Origin of the sequence: Rhizobium sp. BK491 (assembly GCF_014194925.1) — a bacterium.
GTDB lineage: Bacteria > Pseudomonadota > Alphaproteobacteria > Rhizobiales > Rhizobiaceae > Rhizobium.
This window is the reverse complement of sequence record NZ_JACIAR010000003.1, coordinates 792,708-810,981: the sequence shown is the minus strand read 5'-3', so window position 1 is coordinate 810,981 and position 18,274 is coordinate 792,708. Positions and strand designations below refer to the sequence as shown.

The 18,274-nt window shown below is 60.8% G+C and carries 14 protein-coding genes; 10 read left to right on the top strand and 4 right to left on the bottom strand.

Translation table 11 applies throughout. The features are described from left to right. The first annotated feature begins 2 nt into the window (after positions 1 to 2). The 8 genes from FHX05_RS18165 to FHX05_RS18130 all read left to right on the top strand — a co-directional run bounded on the left by FHX05_RS18165 (position 3) and on the right by FHX05_RS18130 (position 10,888). The gene (locus tag FHX05_RS18165) at positions 3 to 1,493 is read left to right on the top strand and encodes a carnitine 3-dehydrogenase (protein WP_183873474.1); all 1,491 of its coding nucleotides are present in this window, start codon (positions 3 to 5) and stop codon (positions 1,491 to 1,493) included. A 12-nt stretch (positions 1,494 to 1,505) separates the two neighbouring features. Beyond that, complete coding sequence (locus FHX05_RS18160; protein ID WP_183873472.1) at positions 1,506 to 2,666, top strand: acyl-CoA dehydrogenase family protein; 1,161 nt, start codon at positions 1,506 to 1,508, stop codon at positions 2,664 to 2,666. 4 nt (positions 2,667 to 2,670) lie between these two features. Then, entirely contained in the window at positions 2,671 to 4,728 is a 2,058-nt protein-coding gene (locus FHX05_RS18155) for an acetate--CoA ligase family protein (protein ID WP_183873470.1), read from the top strand. Between the two features lie 6 nt (positions 4,729 to 4,734). Beyond that, positions 4,735 to 5,517: a carnitinyl-CoA dehydratase gene (locus tag FHX05_RS18150; RefSeq protein ID WP_183873468.1), complete on the top strand. Its 783-nt coding sequence runs from the start codon at positions 4,735 to 4,737 to the stop codon at positions 5,515 to 5,517. Between the two features lie 127 nt (positions 5,518 to 5,644). Further along, positions 5,645 to 7,234, top strand: a complete 1,590-nt coding sequence (locus FHX05_RS18145) for an ABC transporter substrate-binding protein (protein ID WP_112337206.1) — start codon at positions 5,645 to 5,647, stop codon at positions 7,232 to 7,234. Positions 7,235 to 7,432: 198 nt separating this feature from the next. Beyond that, entirely contained in the window at positions 7,433 to 8,440 is a 1,008-nt protein-coding gene (locus tag FHX05_RS18140; protein WP_183873467.1) for an ABC transporter permease, read from the top strand. Beyond that, a complete protein-coding gene (locus tag FHX05_RS18135) occupies positions 8,437 to 9,264 on the top strand; it encodes an ABC transporter permease (RefSeq protein ID WP_183873465.1) in 828 nt (275 codons plus the stop codon). The genes FHX05_RS18140 and FHX05_RS18135 overlap by 4 nt, the downstream gene beginning before the upstream one ends. Next, entirely contained in the window at positions 9,257 to 10,888 is a 1,632-nt protein-coding gene (locus FHX05_RS18130) for an ABC transporter ATP-binding protein (protein WP_183873463.1), read from the top strand. The genes FHX05_RS18135 and FHX05_RS18130 overlap by 8 nt, the downstream gene beginning before the upstream one ends. Before the next feature lie 27 nt (positions 10,889 to 10,915). On the opposite strand, the gene FHX05_RS18125 is transcribed toward FHX05_RS18130, so the two are convergent. Next, complete coding sequence (locus tag FHX05_RS18125) at positions 10,916 to 12,025, bottom strand: thioesterase domain-containing protein (protein WP_183873461.1); 1,110 nt, start codon at positions 12,023 to 12,025, stop codon at positions 10,916 to 10,918. Between the two features lie 186 nt (positions 12,026 to 12,211). Further along, positions 12,212 to 12,997, bottom strand: coding sequence for a helix-turn-helix transcriptional regulator (locus tag FHX05_RS18120; protein WP_112603726.1), 786 nt, complete (start codon positions 12,995 to 12,997; stop codon positions 12,212 to 12,214). Between the two features lie 123 nt (positions 12,998 to 13,120). On the opposite strand from FHX05_RS18120, the gene FHX05_RS18115 reads away from it, so the two are divergent. Together FHX05_RS18115 and FHX05_RS18110 are read left to right on the top strand one after the other, a co-directional pair. Continuing rightward, positions 13,121 to 14,698 (top strand): ABC transporter substrate-binding protein, encoded by a 1,578-nt coding sequence (locus tag FHX05_RS18115; protein WP_183873459.1) that lies wholly within the window; start codon positions 13,121 to 13,123, stop codon positions 14,696 to 14,698. A gap of 21 nt (positions 14,699 to 14,719) precedes the next feature. After that, a complete protein-coding gene (locus FHX05_RS18110; protein WP_183873456.1) occupies positions 14,720 to 16,723 on the top strand; it encodes a CocE/NonD family hydrolase in 2,004 nt (667 codons plus the stop codon). Position 16,724: 1 nt separating this feature from the next. On the opposite strand, the gene FHX05_RS18105 is transcribed toward FHX05_RS18110, so the two are convergent. Then, positions 16,725 to 17,645, bottom strand: a complete 921-nt coding sequence (locus tag FHX05_RS18105) for an alpha/beta hydrolase (protein WP_183873454.1) — start codon at positions 17,643 to 17,645, stop codon at positions 16,725 to 16,727. Positions 17,646 to 17,817: 172 nt separating this feature from the next. After that, positions 17,818 to 18,216 carry a cupin domain-containing protein gene (locus FHX05_RS18100; protein ID WP_183873452.1) on the bottom strand — a complete coding sequence of 133 codons (399 nt, stop codon included), beginning with the start codon at positions 18,214 to 18,216 and terminating at the stop codon, positions 17,818 to 17,820. Between the last annotated feature and the right edge of the window lie 58 nt (positions 18,217 to 18,274).

The following is an 18,274-nucleotide window of genomic DNA, read 5'->3' as shown; positions in this document are numbered from 1 at the left end:
CGATGACGAAGATCAACAAGGCGGCCTGCATCGGCGGCGGTGTCATTGGCGGCGGATGGATCGCTCGCTTCCTGCTGGCTGGCATCGATGTCGATGTCTACGACCCGCATCCGGAGGCGAAACGCATCGTCGGCGAAGTTCTGGCTAATGCGGAAAAAGCCTATGCGATGCTGACCGGCGCTCCGCTTCCGCCGCGCGGCAAGCTCACATTCAGGGACACGCTGCAAGCCGCCGTCGCTGGCGCCGACTGGATCCAGGAAAGCGTGCCCGAGCGGCTGGATCTCAAGCGCAATGTGCTGACGCAGATCGATGCAGCCGCAAAGCCCGATGCTCTGATCGGTTCATCCACCTCCGGCCTTCTGCCGACCGATTTGCAGCGCGACATGCGCCACCCCGAGCGCTTGTTCGTCGCCCACCCGTATAACCCCGTCTATCTGCTGCCGCTCGTCGAGATCGTCGGCGGCGAAAAGACCAGCGCCGCGACCATCCAGGCGGCAATGGAGCGCTTGCCGCCTATCGGCATGAAGGGCGTTCATATCGCCAAGGAGATCGAGGCTTTCGTCGGCGACCGCCTGCTGGAAGCGCTCTGGCGCGAGGCGCTGTGGCTGATCAAGGACGATATCTGCACCGTCGAGACGCTTGATGATGTCATCCGTTACTCCTTCGGCCTGCGCTGGGCACAGATGGGCCTGTTCCAGACCTATCGTATCGCCGGCGGTGAAGCGGGCATGCGTCACTTCCTGGCGCAGTTCGGCCCTGCCCTGCAATGGAACTGGACGAAACTGATGGATGTCGTCGATCTCGACGATGCCCTTGTCGAAAAGATCGGTCAGCAGTCGGACGATCAAGCGGATGGCCTGTCGATCCGCGAACTCGAGCGTATCCGCGACGAGAACCTCGTCGGCATCCTTCAAAGCCTGAAGGGAAGCCATGGCGGCAAGGGCTGGGGCGCCGGCAAGCTGCTGAAGGATTTCGAACAGCAGCTTTGGGCCGCGGGCGGCGGCGAGAAGCAAGGCCTGGACATCTCAAAGCCGCTGCGCCTGATCGACACCAAGGTCAGCCCCGCATGGGTCGACTATAACGGCCACATGACCGAGCATCGCTACCTGCAGGTCTTCGGCGACACGTCGGATGCTCTGCTGCGGCTGATCGGCGTCGATCTCGATTATGTGGAACGCGGTCATAGCTACTACACGGTGGAAACCCATATCCGCCATCTCGGCGAGGCCAAGCTCGGACAGGCCATTCATTCGACGGCGCAGATCCTCACATCCGACGAAAAGCGGTTGCATGTCTTCCATGCGCTGCACGATAGCGCCAGCGGCGACGTGATCGCCACCGCAGAACAAATGCTGCTGCATGTCGACGCGAAAGCAGGCAGAGCCACGGCCGCACCGGAGGAGGTGCTGGTGAAGCTCAGGCCGCTTTCTGCCGCGCACGCAGCCTTGATCATGCCGGAGGGAGCCGGCCGTCATGTGGGACAAAAACGCTAGGAGGAAGCGATCGTGAATTTCGGGCTCAGCGAAGAACAGGAAATGATCGTCAAGACGGTCAGGGACTTCGTCGAGACGGAGATCTATCCGCACGAAAACGAGGTCGAGCGCACCGGCATCGTGCCGCCTGAAATCGGAGACGAGATCCGACGCAAATGTATCGAACTCGGCTTCTATGCCTGCAATTTCCCTGAAGAGATGGGTGGCGCCGGGCTCGATCATGTCACCTTCACGCTCGTCGAACGTGAGCTTGGCCGCGGCTCGATGGGACTCACCGTCTTCTTCGGCCGCCCTTCCGGTATTCTGATGGCCTGCGAGGGCGAGCAGAGAGAGCGCTATCTCCTGCCGGCGGTGCGTGGCGAGAAAATCGATGCGCTCGCGATCACCGAGCCGGATGCCGGCTCCGACATGCGCGGCATGAAATGCGCAGCACGGCAGGATGGCGGCGACTTCGTGCTGAACGGCACGAAGCACTTCATTTCGCACGCCGATGTCGCCGATTTCGTTATCGTCTTTGCCGCAACCGGCGAGGAAGACACCCACCGTGGAGTCAAGAAGAAAATCACCGCCTTCCTGGTCGATCGCGGCACGCCGGGCTTTGACATCCTGAAGGGCTATGACTCGGTTTCCCATCGCGGCTATCACAATTCCATTCTGAATTTCACCGACTGCCGCCTGCCGAAATCGCAGGTGCTCGGCGAGGTGCATCGCGGTTTCGATCTTGCCAATCAATGGCTCTACGGGACGCGCCTGACGGTTGCCGCCACCTGCGTCGGCCGGGCTCGCCGCGTCTTCGATCTCGCCCTGCCCTATGCGGCCGAGCGCAGACAATTCGGCAAGCCGATCGGCTCCAACCAGGGTGTATCGTTCAAACTCGCGGACATGATCACCGAGATCGACGCTGCCGACCTGCTCACACTGTCTGCCGCCTGGAAGCTCGACGCCGGCATGCCAGCCAATCGCGAGATCGCCTCCGCCAAGCTTTATGCCTCGGAAATGCTTGCCCGCGTCACCGACGAGGCGATCCAGATCTTCGGCGGCATGGGATTGATGGACGACCTGCCGCTCGCTCGCTTCTGGCGTGACGCCCGCGTCGAGCGCATCTGGGACGGCACGTCTGAAATACAGCGCCACATCATCAGCCGCGACCTGCTTCGGCCGTTCGGAGCATGAGCCCATGACGCAACGCTCGCTCGACCGCCTCATTCGCCCCAGAACGATCGCCGTCTTCGGCGGCAGAGAGGCGCGGCGCGTCATCGAGCAATGCGACCGCATGGGGTTCGCCGGCGAGATCTGGCCGGTGCATCCGACACAGGAAAGCGTCCTCGGCCGAGGCTGCTATCGCTCGGTCGCCGAACTGCCGGACGCGCCGGACGCCGCCTTCGTCGGCGTCAACCGGACGCTCACCGTCGATATTGTTCGTGATCTCGCAGCCAGAGGCGCCGGCGGCGCCGTCTGCTACGCTTCCGGCTTCAGCGAGGCCGTGGCGGAACTGGCTGATGGCGCGGACTTGCAGCAAGCTCTCGTCGAGGCGGCAGGCACCATGCCGATCGTCGGGCCGAACTGCTACGGCATGATCAACGGGCTCGACGGCGCCCTGCTCTGGCCCGATCAGCATGGCATCGTCAGAACCGAGCGCGGCGTTGCCATCCTCACACAATCTTCCAATATCGCCATCAATCTCAGCATGCAGAGGCGCGGCCTGCCGATCAGCTACCTGATGACTGCAGGCAATCAGGCGCAGACCGGCCTGTCGGACCTTGCCCAAGCAGTCCTCGAGGACCCGCGCGTCACAGCGGTCGGCCTGCATATCGAAGGCTTCGGCGATATAAGGGCGCTGGAAGCGCTCGCCATGCGCGCCCGTGAACTGAAGAAGCCCGTCGTCGCGCTGAAGGTTGGAAAATCCGAACAGGCGCAGCGCGCCGCCGTCTCGCATACAGCCTCGCTTGCCGGCAGCGACGCAGTTGCTGACGCCGTTCTCGAACGTCTCGGCATCGGCCGCGTCGCGACTTTGCCGGAACTCATCGAAACGCTGAAACTCCTGCATGTTGCCGGCCCTCTCGAAAGCGATGCGATCTCCTCGATGAGCTGTTCAGGCGGCGAGGCATCGCTGATGGCCGATGCCGCCATCGGCCGGACTATCGAGTTTCGTGCCCTGAAACCCAAGCAACTGCCGGCGCTGCGCGCAAGCCTCGGCCAGATGGTGACGCTCTCCAATCCGCTCGACTATCACACCTTCGTCTGGGGCGATCTGGCCCGGCAGACGGAGGCTTTCAGCGCCATGTTCGCCGGCGGCTATGCCCTCAATCTGCTCGTTCTCGACTTCCCGCGCGAGGATCGTTGTGATGGCGCCGACTGGATGATTACTGTTGCGGCGGTTGCCGCGGCTGCGACGCAGACGGGCGCCCGCGCCGGCATTCTGGCGACGTTGCCGGAAAACATGCCGGAAGCGATCGCTAAGCAATTGATCCAAGCCGGCATCGTGCCGCTCTGCGGCATCAGCGAAGCGCTGGCGGCGGCAGATATTGCCAGCGGCATCGCCAGTGCCTGGAAGAAACCGCAACCATTGCCGCTTCTCAGCACACGGACGGAGGCAGGCGAAATCGAGACCTTGAGCGAGGCCGAGGCCAAGGCCGAACTTGCAGCCTTTGGCCTCGCCAGGCCGCGCAGCGAGACAGCACCCACGCCAAGCGAGGCGGCCAAATGCGCAGAGCAACTCGGTTTCCCCGTTGCACTCAAGGCACTCGGCGTCGAGCACAAGTCCGATGTCGGTGCGGTCAAACTCAACCTATGGGATAGGAATGCCGTCACGGACGCGGCGAAAGGCATGGCTTCCGTAGCACGTGGCTTCCTCATCGAAAAGATGGTCGAGCGCCCTGTCGCCGAGCTTATCATCGGCGCTGTCCGCGATCCGGTCGTCGGCTTGACCCTGACAGTCGGCGCGGGCGGAATCCTCGTGGAATTGCTTGAGGATTCCGTCGTTTTGCCGCTCCCCGTAACGAAAGCCGAGGTTCTTGAGCGGATTTCGCGGCTGAAGGTTCGCAAATTGATCGAAGGCTATCGCGGTGGCGCGGCAAGCAACCTGGAGATTGTAGCCGACGCCGTCCTATCAGCGGCAGAATATGTCGTAACGAACGCCGCACATCTTGAAGAACTAGACATTAATCCATTGATGGTCCTAGCAGAATCCCGGGGCGTTGTTGCTGCGGATGCTCTCATCCGGCGAAGGAGGTAGCGGAAGTTGCAAGACCCCATTCGAACCCGCTCCAAAGACGGCATCCTCGAGGTCATCATCGACCGGCCCAAGGCGAATGCCATCGACCTGGCGACCAGCCGCGAGATGGGGCTGATCTTTCGCGACTTTCGCGACAACCGGGATCTGCGCGTCGCCATCGTAACCGGTGCCGGCGAGAAATTCTTTTCCGCCGGTTGGGATTTGAAGGCTGCGGCTGATGGCGACGCCGTAGACGGCGACTATGGGGTTGGCGGTTTCGGCGGCATGCAGGAACTGCGCGACCTCAACAAGCCGATCATCTGCGCCGTCAACGGTATCTGTTGCGGCGGCGGGCTGGAAATCGCGCTGTCCACCGATCTCATAATCGCGGCAGCACACGCCACCTTCGCGTTGCCCGAGATCCGCTCGGGCACCGTCGCCGATGCGGCGTCGATTAAACTTCCGAAACGGATCCCCTACCATATCGCTATGGACATGCTCCTGACCGGCCGGTGGCTCAATGTCGAAGAGGCGCATCGCTGGGGCTTCGTCAACGAGATTGTCACGGCCGACAGGCTGATGGACAGGGCCTGGGAACTCGCTCGCCTGCTGGCAAGCGGACCGCCCCTGGTCTACGCAGCGATCAAGGAAATCGTTCGCGAAGCGGAGGGTTCGACGTTTCAGACTGCCATGAATAAGATCACCAAACGGCAGTTTGTAACCGTCGACCTCCTCTATTCAAGCGAGGATCAATTGGAAGGCGCACGGGCTTTTGCCGAGAAGCGAGCCCCCATCTGGAGAGGAAGGTAGGAGGCGGCGGCAACCGCTGAATTTCCCGCATGCTCGCGGGCGACAGGCTTCAGGCGGAAGAGGAACCGTGACCTGAGGTGGCTTGCTCGATAGCTTTGTCAACACGGCAAGAAGAAGGAACAGGGGAATGAACGACTATACGAAATATCTTGCAAGCCGCGTCACCGCGGGCGGTCTCAGCCGCCGCGAATTCATGGGACGCGCAATGGCAGCGGGCGTGACTTTGACGCTCGCCGACAAACTCTTTACCGAAAGTGCAATGGCGGCCGAACCGAAGCGCGGCGGTCATCTGAAACTTGGCCTTGAAGGCGGCGCTGCAACCGATTCAAAAGACCCGGCAAAATTCCTGTCGCAGGTCATGTTCTGCATCGGCCGCTGCTGGGGTGACATGCTGGTGGAATCCCATCCGCTGACGGGTGCCGCCGTTCCCTCGCTTGCAGAATCCTGGGAGCCGTCGAAAGATGCGGCCACCTGGACCTTCAAGATCCGCAAGGGCGTCAAGTTTCACAACGGCAAGGAACTGACGATCGACGACGTGGTCGCCACGCTCAAGCGCCATACCGATGCGAAATCGGAATCGGGCGCGCTCGGCGTCGTGAAGTCGATCAAGGAGATCAAGGCCGACGGCGACAATCTCGTCCTGACGCTGACCGAGGGCAACGCCGACTTGCCGTTGCTTTTGACCGACTATCACCTCGTCATCCAGCCGAATGGAGGCTATGACGATCCCCTCGCCTCGATCGGCACCGGTCCCTACAAGCAGGTCAGCTTCGAGCCCGGCGTGCGCGCCACGTTCGAGCGCAACAAGGACGACTGGCGTACCGACCGCGGTTTCGTCGACAGCATCGAAATCATCTGCATGAACGATGCCACAGCCCGCATCGCGGCGCTCTCATCCGGCCAGGTCCATTACATCAACCGCGTCGACCCGAAGACCGTGGATCTTCTGAAACGCGCGCCGAACGTCGAGATCCTGGCCACCGCCGGCCGCGGTCACTACGTCTTCATCATGCATTGCGACAAGGCGCCATTCGACAACAACGACCTGCGTCTGGCGCTGAAATACGCCATGGATCGCGAGACCATGGTCAAGAAGATCCTCGGCGGCTACGGCAAGGTCGGTAACGACTTCCCGATCAACAGCACCTATGCGCTCTTCCCTGAAGGCATCGAACAGCGCAAATACGATCCCGACAAGGCCGCCTTCCATTACAAGAAGTCCGGCCACAGCGGCTCGGTCTTGCTGCGCACCTCCGAAGTCGCCTTCCCCGGCGCCGTCGATGCAGCCGTCCTCTATCAGGAAAGCTGCAAGAAGGCCGGCATCAACATTGAGGTCAAGCGCGAGCCGGGCGATGGCTACTGGACGAATGTCTGGAACGTTCAGCCCTTCTCCACCTCCTATTGGGGCGGACGGCCGACGCAGGACCAAATGTATTCCACCGCCTATCTTTCGACGGCGGATTGGAACGATACGCGCTTCAAGCGCCCCGACTTCGACAAGCTCCTGCTTCAGGCTCGCTCCGAACTGGACGAGGCCAAGCGCAAGGAGCTCTACCGCACCATGGCGATGATGGTGCGCGACGAAGGCGGCGTCATCCTGCCGATGTTCAACGATTTCGTGAACGCCTCCACCAAGCAGGTGAAGGGCTACGTCCACGATATCGGCAACGACATGTCGAACGGCTACGTGGCGACCCGCGTCTGGCTGGACGCCTGATGCCCGAAGCTGGGCGAAAACGCCCTCATCTCTGACACAGCCGGGACCGCGAAAACCTTTCGCGGTCCTCCCGACGTTTCAAGCAATTTTAGGAAAATGCGCAGCTGTTTTCCGTTCGGAATTGCGTAAAACAACAAGATTGAGCGGCTTAGCGATTCCCATGAAACATGGAGCCGCTCTCAGTGCGAGGCATCGGCCATGTCCAATTCACCTCCCGGAACCGTTCTGCCCGGGTTGAGGTTCAAGCAGCGCTTTCCGCTGCTATCCCTCATTATCGAGCGGTGCGTGCTCAGCATCATCCTGCTGTTTGCCGTCTCCGTCCTGATCTTCGGCGGGCTCGAAGCCCTGCCCGGCGACTTCGCCACGACCTATCTCGGCCAGTCGGCAACGCCGCAGGCCGTCGCCAATATCCGCGAGGAGCTCGGCCTCAACCGGCCTATCGTCACCCGCTATGTGGGATGGCTCGGCAATGCCGTCAGGGGCGATTTCGGCACCTCCTGGGCCAGCAAGAATTCCGTCGGCGAACAGATCGGCAAGCGGCTCGGAAATTCCCTGTTTCTCGCCGGCTTTGCCGCCGTGATCTCGGTGCCGCTGGCGGTCTGCCTGGGCATGTTGGCTGTACATTTCCGCAACCGGACGCCCGACAAGATCATCAATGTCATTTCACTGGCGGCCATCTCGCTGCCGGAATTCTTCATCGGCTATCTCCTCATCATGTTCTTTTCCGTGAAATTCGGCGTCGCGACCTTTCCGGCGACGGTCTTCGACGGCATGGGCTTCATCGAGCGGCTGAAGGCAATCGCCCTGCCGACGGCAACGCTGGTTCTCGTCGTGCTGGCGCATATGATGCGCATGACACGGGCGGCCATCCTTTCCGTCATGTCTTCGGCCTACATGGAAACGGCCGAACTGAAGGGGCTCTCCGCCTTCCGCGCCATCGTCAAGCACGCAGCCCCCAATGCCCTGGCGCCGATCATCAACGTCGTCGCGCTGAACCTTGCCTATCTCATCGTCGGCGTCGTCGTCGTCGAAGTCGTCTTCGTCTATCCGGGCATGGGCCAGTACATGGTCGATGCGGTGACGGTGCGCGACATGCCTGTCGTCCAGGCTTGCGGTCTGATCTTTGCCGCCGTCTACATCTTCCTCAACATGACCGCCGACATCCTGGCCATCGTCGCGAACCCACGTCTGAGACATCCGCGATGAGATTAAGAGATATCCCCATCACCGCCTGGATCGGCATCATCGGTATCCTGATTGCCTTCATCTGCGCGATCTTCGCGCCCTGGATCGCCCCTTTCGGCGAGACGGAAGTCGTGGGCAATGTCTGGCAGCCTGCCGATGCGCAATATTTCTTAGGACTGGACAATCTCGGCCGCGATATCCTGTCGCGTCTGATCTACGGCACCCGCACGACGCTCTTCGTCGCGCTGGCGGCAACGATCATCTCCTTCTCGCTCGGCATTATCCTCAGCTTTACCGCCGCCGTCTCGCGCGGATGGATCGACACAGTCTTTTCGCGCTTCAACGACCTGATGATGTCGATCCCGACGCTGATCTTCGCGCTGGTCGTGCTCGCGGTTCTGCCGCAGAACCTGATCGTGCTGATCCTCGTCATGGCGATCCTCGATTCCACCCGCGTCTATCGTCTCGGCCGTGCCGTAGCACTCGATGTCGCGGTCATGGAATTCGTGGAAGCCGCCAAGCTTCGCGGCGAAGGCAGGATCTGGATCATCTTCCGCGAAATCTTGCCGAATACGCTGTCGCCGTTGCTGGCCGAGTTCGGGCTGCGCTTCGCCTTCTCGATCCTGTTCCTCTCCACCCTGTCCTTCCTCGGCCTAGGCATCCAGCCGCCGGCGGCCGACTGGGGCGGCATGGTCAAGGACAACAAGGATGGCATCATCTTCGGCATTTCCGCCGCCCTCGTGCCGGGTTCCGCCATCGCGGCACTCGCTATCTGTGTCAATCTGGTGGTCGACTGGCTCTTAAGGCGTACCTCCAGCCTCAAGGGAGGGCGTGGCGATGCCTGAGCTTCTTTCCGTTCGCGGTCTCAAGATCGAGGCGACCAGCTATCCACCCGGCGAGCCGCCGAAGCGCGTCACCATCGTCGACGGCGTCTCCTTTGATCTTCAGAAAGGCAAGGTGCTCGGGCTGATCGGCGAGTCCGGCGCCGGCAAATCCACCATCGGCCTCTCCGCCCTCGCCTATGGCCGCGGCGGTGCGGAAATTACCGGCGGCCAGGTACTACTTGATGGCGCAGACATCCTGCCGCTCGGCAAATCCGGCATCCGCAGGATTCGCGGCGCGCGGGTCTGTTATGTCGCGCAATCGGCAGCAGCCGCCTTCAATCCGGCGCATCGGCTGGGCGATCAGGTCATTGAAGCGACTGTGAAACACGGCCTGATGACGAAGGAGGAGGCAAGAAAGCGGGCGCTCTATCTTTTTCGCGTGCTTGGTCTGCCCAATCCCGAAACATTCGGCGAGCGCTACCCGCATCAGGTCTCCGGCGGCCAGCTGCAGCGCGCCATGACCGCCATGGCGCTCTGCTCCAATCCGGAACTGATCGTCTTCGATGAGCCGACGACCGCGCTCGACGTCACCACGCAGATCGACGTGCTGGCGGCGATAAAGCACGCCATCGAAGAGACGCACACGGCCGCGCTCTATATCACCCACGATCTTGCCGTCGTCGCCCAGATTTCCGACGACATCATGGTGTTGAGACACGGCAAGACGGTGGAATATGGCAGCGTCCAGCAGATTATCGAAGAGCCGCGGCAGGATTATACACGCGCTCTTGTCAACGTCCGCCAGGAGGCACGAGCCGAAGCCGCCGATCAGTCGAGCGCGCTTTTGAAAGTCGAGAATATCAGCGCGCAATACTCCAATGGTTTCAAAGTATTGCACGATGTTTCTCTGCATGTTCCTAAAGGCCAGACGCTGGCAGTGGTCGGCGAGTCCGGTTCCGGAAAATCGACGCTTGCCCGCGTCATTACCGGCCTTTTGCCGCCGAGCGATGGACGGATTATCTTTGACGGCAAGCCGTTGACGTCTGCTCTGAAAGACCGCTCGCGGCAGGAGTTGCGGCGGATCCAGCTCATCTATCAGATGGCCGATACCGCCATGAACCCGCGCCAGACCGTGCGCGATATCATCGGCCGGCCGCTGACCTTCTATGACGGCCTGCGTGGCTCGGCAAAGACGGCGCGCGTGAAAGAGCTGCTGGATCAGATCGAGATGGGCAACGGCTTCATCGACCGTTACCCGGCCGAGCTTTCCGGCGGCCAGAAACAGCGCGTCGCCATCGCCAGAGCGCTTGCGGCCAAGCCCGAACTCATTCTTTGCGATGAGCCGACCTCGGCGCTCGATCCGCTGGTTGCCGAAGGCATTCTGAAACTACTCTTGAAGCTGCAGGAAGAGGCACACCTTTCCTACGTCTTCATTACCCACGATATTGCCATCGTGCGCGCTATCGCCGACAGCGTCGCAGTGATGCATCGCGGTAAGCTCGTTCGCTTCGGCCCGAAATCGCAAGCGCTTTCGCCGCCCTTCGACGATTACACCGACTTGCTGCTGAAATCCGTGCCGGAAATGGAGATCGGGTGGCTGGAGCGCGTGCTGACGACACGGAAGATGGAGAGCGCCGGCAATTGAGCGCTGGATTATTTCGATCCCGTGGGCTCAGCGCGCAAGGCGCGCGCTGAGTTCGCGCGCGAGCGTACCGGCGTTGCGGCCGACGATCATGCTCTGGTGGTTGCCGGCAACATCGACCCAATCCGCGTGCGTAAGAAAGCGCCCCCATATGGTCTTGGGATCGCAGTCGACGGGTGAGCCCTGCATGCTGCGGTAGAAGGTCAGTTCGCCGTCGTAACGGCTTGGCCTGTAAACGCCCTTCATGCGCAGAAGTTGTCTGGCGGCCGCATCATAAAGTGGCGGATAATCCCCCATCCATTGCGGCGCCAGTTCCGGATAATAGGCCGTGTGGGGGTCGGCGTAGCGGAAGGAAAGTGGCTTCAGTTTCTTCGCGAAGAATTCCCGTCGCTCGATCATCGGCCTACTGCCCTGAGCCGATGTTTGACGACGTGGTTGAGGATCGGTCTTCCTCAGATTCTTCTTTCGGGTATGAGCTCGCCTCCAGCGTTGCCACATGAAGCTGCCCCAGGTCATCAGCGGCCATTCTTGCTCACCCAAGGGGGTATCGAGCATGCCGAGGAACGCGATCTTTTGCCCTTGTGCCCTCAACGCACGCGCAAGCTCCAAGGCAAAAACACCGCCGAAAGAATAGCCGAGCAATCGATAGGGTCCTTCAATCCCGGCTGCCTGCAACGCTTTCAGCGTGCTTTGAACCTCGTCTTCCACCCTTGCCGGTTGGTGACGATCGCGGTTGAAGGCCGTCAATGCTACGCCGAGAATTGGCCCGGGAAAGCGGATTTCCTTGATGAGCTGCTGCATTTCCAGGAAACAGCTTGCTCCGCCGGCAAATAGCAGCAAGGGTGCACTACCTTCGCCGCCTCGGAGCTCTATGATTTTCGGCGAGACTGAGAGATCTTCGTGATTGGAAATTGCAAGGCCGAGGGCATCAAGAGTGCGATGACGATAGAAGACATTGACATCCAACTCCTCTCCGGTTTCGCTCCACAAATGCTTGATGAAATTCAAGACCCGGTTGACTGAAACGGCATCGGGAATGTCGGCATCGCGGTCCAAATTAATCTTTGCTTCCCGGCGAAGCAGATCGCTGACATAGGTACACGCACTGGGATCTGCATCCGTCCTCGCAGAGAAAAGCATCTAACCGCCCCCGAATGTCAAAGCATGCGTCACCAACGTTGAGATAGACTGCAATCTTATAAAGGGACCCTTAATATATTCTGTAAAGACACAACTTTTTCTTGCATTTGAGAGCTTTCTCCATTGGCCAGCCGCATCGTCCCCGACCTAACGGCCATGAGCAGGCGAAGCGGACAATCGAGGTTTTCAATACTCTGCCGGTATCGCATAGACTTCTGCGGATGGATCGGCGAGGAACGAGCGCACCGTTGGCGGCAATCTGCGCGAGGATAGCGGCACAGGTCCGCAACGCGAGAGAAGTTCACGAAGATCCGGCTCAGTGCCGACGTGACGCCAGATCATCCGCGAGGCATAGGGAAGGTTTTCCTTTCGCCAGGAAACGCCCATTGTCGTTCCGCGCAAGTAGACGCGCTGATACTCGTCGAATGGCAGGAGGATCGTCTGTGACAGTATGGGATTCGGGCCGACCACACGCTCGGTAATGAAGATCCGGTTTCGATAGAAGGCTGCCAAACCCACATATTTGGAAAACTGCTGGATGCCGTTTCCGGGGTCACGCAGGCGCTCCATCGATTTGACATGCACCAGCCCGCCCTGCTCGATAATGCGGCTGCAGGAACAGACGACCATTCCAGGCCAGGACGGTGAGCGATGGTAGGTCTGGAAATAGCCGATATGGCGTCGGAGCGCGATCAGATCTCCGGGGAACGCCTTTAACAATTCGGAACTTTGATTGAGGTCCAGGGCCGGTTTGCGAAGCCGCTCGCGAAAGAGCCTCGGAGCGAGACCAAAGTCGGCTGCGTCGAGATCGAAATACTTGGCTATACGCGCGAGATTATGGGCAGACGGCCGCGTCTGACCATTGATATATCGGTTGAATTGTTGCCGGTTGATATCGATTGCACGGCACAGATGCGAAATGGAACGTTGCGTTGCGCAGGCAATTTTGAGGTTCTCGACCAGGTGAGGCATCTGTAACTCCGTCTTGGAATGAACTAGCGTAAACTCGCTTAAAGATGCGTCAAGTCGCGAAATTGCGTGGCCCAGCCCGGCCTCTACGTTCCCACCTACAAAATGCAAAACGAGGGAACTGTCATGACGCATGAAAAGGATCAATCTTCGCCGCTGAAAATCGGCCGCCGCCATTTCCTTGGGGGTGCCGCAGCGTTAGGCGTTTTGCCTGCCCTTGCCTCCGGCCTCCTGATGCCGCGCGATGCCCGCGCGCAGGAAGCAAAGCGTGGTGGCCATCTGAAGCTCGGCCTCAAGGGCGGCGCCACCAGCGATGCGCTCGATCCGGCGACCTATAGCGCCTCCGTCTTGTTCGTCATTGGCCGCCTCTGGGGCGATACGCTCGTGGAATCCGATCCCAAGACCGGCGCACCCCTGCCGTCGCTGGCAACGTCCTGGACACCATCGGCTGATGCGTCCGTCTGGACCTTCAAGATCAGGAACGATGTGCAATTTCACGACGGCAGCAAGATGACCGTCGCCGATATCGTCGCGACGCTGAAGCGGCATGCGGACAAGAACTCGCAGTCGGGCGCTCTCGGGCTCATGGCCTCCATCACCGGCATCGAAGAAAAAGCGGGCGACCTTGTCCTGACGCTAAGTGAAGGCAATGCGGACCTACCTCTCCTTCTCACCGACTATCACCTGATCATCCAGCCGAAGGGTGGCGTCGACAAGCCGGCGGCGGTCGGCACTGGCCCTTACATTCTGAAAAGCTTTGAGCCGGGCGTTCGCGCCACCTTCGAGAAGAACCCTAGGGATTGGCGCTCCGACCGAGGCTTTGTCGACAGCGTTGAAATCCTCGTCATCAACGACAACACCGCCCGCATTGCAGCGCTCGCCTCCGGCCAGGTTCATTTCGTCAACAATGTCGACCCGAAGACCGTCCCGATGCTGCAGCGGGCACCGACCGTCGACATTCTCCGCAACGCCGGCAAGGGCTTCTACTGCTTCCTGATGCATTGCGACACGGCGCCCTTCGACAACGCCGATCTTCGTCTCGCGCTGAAATATGCCATCGACCGCCAGTCGATCCTCGACAAGGTTCTGGGCGGCTACGGTACGATCGGCAACGACTATCCGGTCAATTCCAACTACGCGCTTGCGCCGACCGATATCGAGCAGCGGCCATATGATCCAGACAAGGCCGCCTTCCACTTCAAGAAATCGGGTCTTGATCGCCCCATTCAGCTGCTAACCTCCGATGCAGCCTTTCCGGGCGCTGTCGATGCGGCGATCCTGTTTCAGCAGAGCGCGCGCAAGGCCGGCATCGCGATCGACGTCAAGCGCGAACCGGAAGACGGATACTGGACCAACGTCTGGAACAACAAGCCTTTCTGCGCCTCCTTCTGGGGTGGCCGCCCGACTCAGGATTCGCGCTATTCCACCTCCTATCTCTCGACCGCAGAATGGAACGACACGCGTTTCAAGCGTCCGGACTTCGACAAGCTGGTGCTGCAGGCAAGGGCCGAACTCGACGACGCCAAGCGCAAGGTGCTTTATCGACAGCTGGCTCTGATAGTGCGAGACGATGGCGGTCTGATCCTGCCGGTCTTCAACGACTACATCATGGCCTCTTCAAAAACGCTGAAGGGATATGTCGACGACATCGGCAACGATATGTCCAACGGCTACATCGGCAGCCGTGTATGGTTTAATGCCTAAAACTCCTCGGGATATATGATCATGGCTGAGCGCAGCTTCACCACCATCGAGAATCAGTGGATCACCTTGAAGGACGGCACGCGGCTCGCCGCGCGTATCTGGATGCCTGACGGAGCGGAGAGCGATCCCGTGCCGGCGGTCTTCGAATTCCTGCCCTACCGCAAGCGCGACGGAACGAGCCCGCGTGATGAATCCACCTACCCGGTCTTCGCCGCAGCCGGCATTGCCGGCGTGCGTGTCGACATCAGAGGCTCCGGAGAGTCCAGCGGCGTCATCGATGGCGAATATACCGAGCTGGAGCTTGCCAATGCCTGCGAGCTGATCGCATGGATCGCAGCGCAACCCTGGTCGAACGGCTCGGTCGGCATGATGGGCATTTCGTGGGGTGGCTTCAACTGCCTGCAGGTGGCGGCCTTGAAGCCCCCGGCGCTGAAGGCGGTGATTTCGATCGCCTCCACGGTCGACCGCTATAATGACGACATCCACTACAAGAACGGCTGCCACCTCTCCGCCCAGCTTTCCTGGGCGGCGACAATGCTCGGCTATCAATCGCGCTCGCCAGATCCGGCCATCGTCGGTGACGACTGGCGCGATATGTGGCTGCAGCGCCTCGAGCAGGAACCCTTCTTCATGGAGGAATGGCTCCAGCATCAGCGTCGTGACGATTTCTGGCGGCATGGGTCCATCTGCGAAGACTTCGCCGGCTTCGATATTCCCGCCATCGTCATCGCCGGCTGGGCTGACGGCTATCGCAATACGCCGCTGCTGGCCGTCGAAGGGCTGGGCGATAAGGCGAAGGCGCTGATCGGCCCGTGGGTTCACAAGTATCCGCATTTCGCCTGGCCAAAGCCGCGGGTCGATTTCCACGGAGAGGCTATCGCCTGGTGGAACCACTGGCTGCGCGGCGAACCCAACGGCGTCGAGGCCGTGCCATCGGTGCGCGCCTATATTCTTGACGCCATAAAGCCCGCCAAACGCCGCGACTTCGACCCGGGTTTCTGGATCGCGAAGCAAGAATGGCAGCAGCCGGAGATGCAGTGTTTCTATGTCGAGCAGTTCGGTACGCTGATGGAAGGCATGCCGATCCCGCATGCGCCGGAACATCCCGTCTATCTGCGTTCGCCGCTCGACACTGGCACAGCTTCGGGTGAATGGTTCACCCTGAAGCCGGACGCGGAACTGGCAATCGATCAACGCGCCGACGATGCCGGGTCGCTGACCTTCCAGACAGCGCCACTGATCGAGGACCACGACTATCTCGGCCGCCCCGTCGTCACCTTGACGCTGCGGTGCGATGCCGAAACCGCCAATCTCTGCGCGAGGCTCGTCGACATCCATCCGGACGGCACGGCAACACGCGTTTCCTTTGGTGTGCTCAACCTCGCTCATCGCGATGGCAATGCCGCGCCGGAGCCTCTAAACAAGGGGCAGCAGGTCAGGGTGACCGTGACGCTGGATGCCTGCGGCTATCGTTTCCGCAAGGGGCACCGCATCCGCCTGTCGCTGTCGACAGCCTATTGGCCGATGGTGCTGCCGCCACCGGAAGATCCGGGGCTGACGATCGACATCGCCTCCATCGGCCTTGCTTTGCCCAAGCTCGGCGCCCATGAGCTCATCGACATCAAGCAGCCCGACAATCCCGATCCGCTGCCGAAATATATCGACCATGCGCCGGGCTCGACGAAGCGGCAGGTGGTGCGCGATCTCTCAGCCGGCGTCACCCGCTATGAAATCCATGAGGATACCGGCCTTTCTGAACATCCCGGCACAGGCCTTTCCACCCGGCAGCTGCGCGAGGAAACCTGGTCTATCGCACCGGATGACCCGCTGTCGATGACGGGTATCTCGACATGGACGTGCGACATGAGCCGCCCCGGCTGGTTCGTCCGCACGGTCGCGACATCGTCCATTTCCTGCACGGCAAAGGACTGGGTGATCAGCGCCTCGGTCGTCGCCTATGAGGGTGAAACCGAAATCTTCAGGAAGATCTTCGAGGAGAAGCGCGTCGCCCGCGACCTGATGTAGGTCAGCGCGACCCCGCAAATCGGCTTGCCGCCGCGCATATGGCGGCAAAGCCGGCCTGCGCGCCTTCGCTCATATGCCGTGCCCGCAGCCAGGCATGCACCATCTGCTGCTCCTCGCGGAACCACACCTCGACGCCCGCCTGCGCCAGACGCGCCGCATAATTGCGGCCGTCGTCGCGCAACGGATCATAATGAGCCACGGTAATGAAAGCGGGAGGAAGGCCAGCCATTGACGATAGGGCGAGCGGCCCTGAGACCGGATCGCCTTCAGGCGCCTGCAGAACAGTGCGGTAATAGGCGACATCGGCCGTTGTCAGGCCCGGTGCCTCCGCCATTTCTTCATAGGAGCCGGAGACGAGATCGCCGCCGAGTGCGGGATAGATCAAGATCTGGCCGACAATGCCCGAAAGCCCCTCGGTTTGCGCCCGCACCGCCAGCCCTGCCGCGAGATTGCCGCCGGCACTATCGCCAATCAGCACGACAGACTTCTTCTCGGCCAACATTTGCTTGAGAACACTGAAGCAATCATCCGTTTGGGCCGGCCAGCGATATTCCGGCGCCAACCGATAATCGACGGAGATCAGCTCGGCGCCGGCATGATCGGCAATCTCGGCGCAGATGGCATGATGGCTTTCAAGCGAGCCAACGACGAAACCGCCGCCATGGAGATAGAGGAGCTTCGTTGCCGTGCGGATATTGGCAGGCTTGTAACGCCTGACGGGTATCGTTCCGGATACGAAGCCATCCGTCGTCTGCATGCCCTCCGGTAAAGGGCGATCGAAACGAGCGCAGAGCGCGTCATACCATTGACGCTGCTGTGCGATGGAGGCCGTTACCGCATCCGGCGGATAGAAGGAATCGCAGATTTCCATGAACTGCAAGATGCCGGCTTCGCTCGGCATAGGACGTTCAGCAGAGGTCATTGGATATCCTCGATTCGTGCCTGTACATCGACACTACGCGGCGATGCAACCGAACGCTTATCTGCCTACGGCCAGCACCGCCGCGATGGCGACATTTGCCAGACATACGCCGGGGCTGCTTACCGCTGGTGCTAATCGCAACCTACGTTGTGGGCACCTTGCCTCTTCGCAATCATTTCCCCTGATACTGCTCGTCCGTCACATGCTCCAGCCAATCCACCACCTTGCCGTCGAGATGCTCCTGGATGGCGATGTGGGTCATGGCTGTCGTCGGCGAAGCGCCGTGCCAGTGCTTCTCGCCCGGCTCGAACCAGACGATATCCCCGGGGCGGATCTCCTCGACCGAGCCGCCCTCGCGCTGAACGAGACCCAGGCCCGCGGTGACGATCAAGGTCTGGCCGCGCGGGTGGGTATGCCATGCAGTTCTTGCGCCGGGTTCAAACGTGACGCTGCTGGCTGCGGCTCGCCGCGCATCATTGGCGGCAAAGACGGGGTCGATGCGGACTGTACCGGTGAACCAGTCCGAAGGGCCTTTGCCGGAGGGCTGCGCACCGTTCCTCGTGATATCCATGATGACTATCCTTTCCTGCGATGAGCCGTGACGGCTCGGCTGCATGAGGGCAATTTAG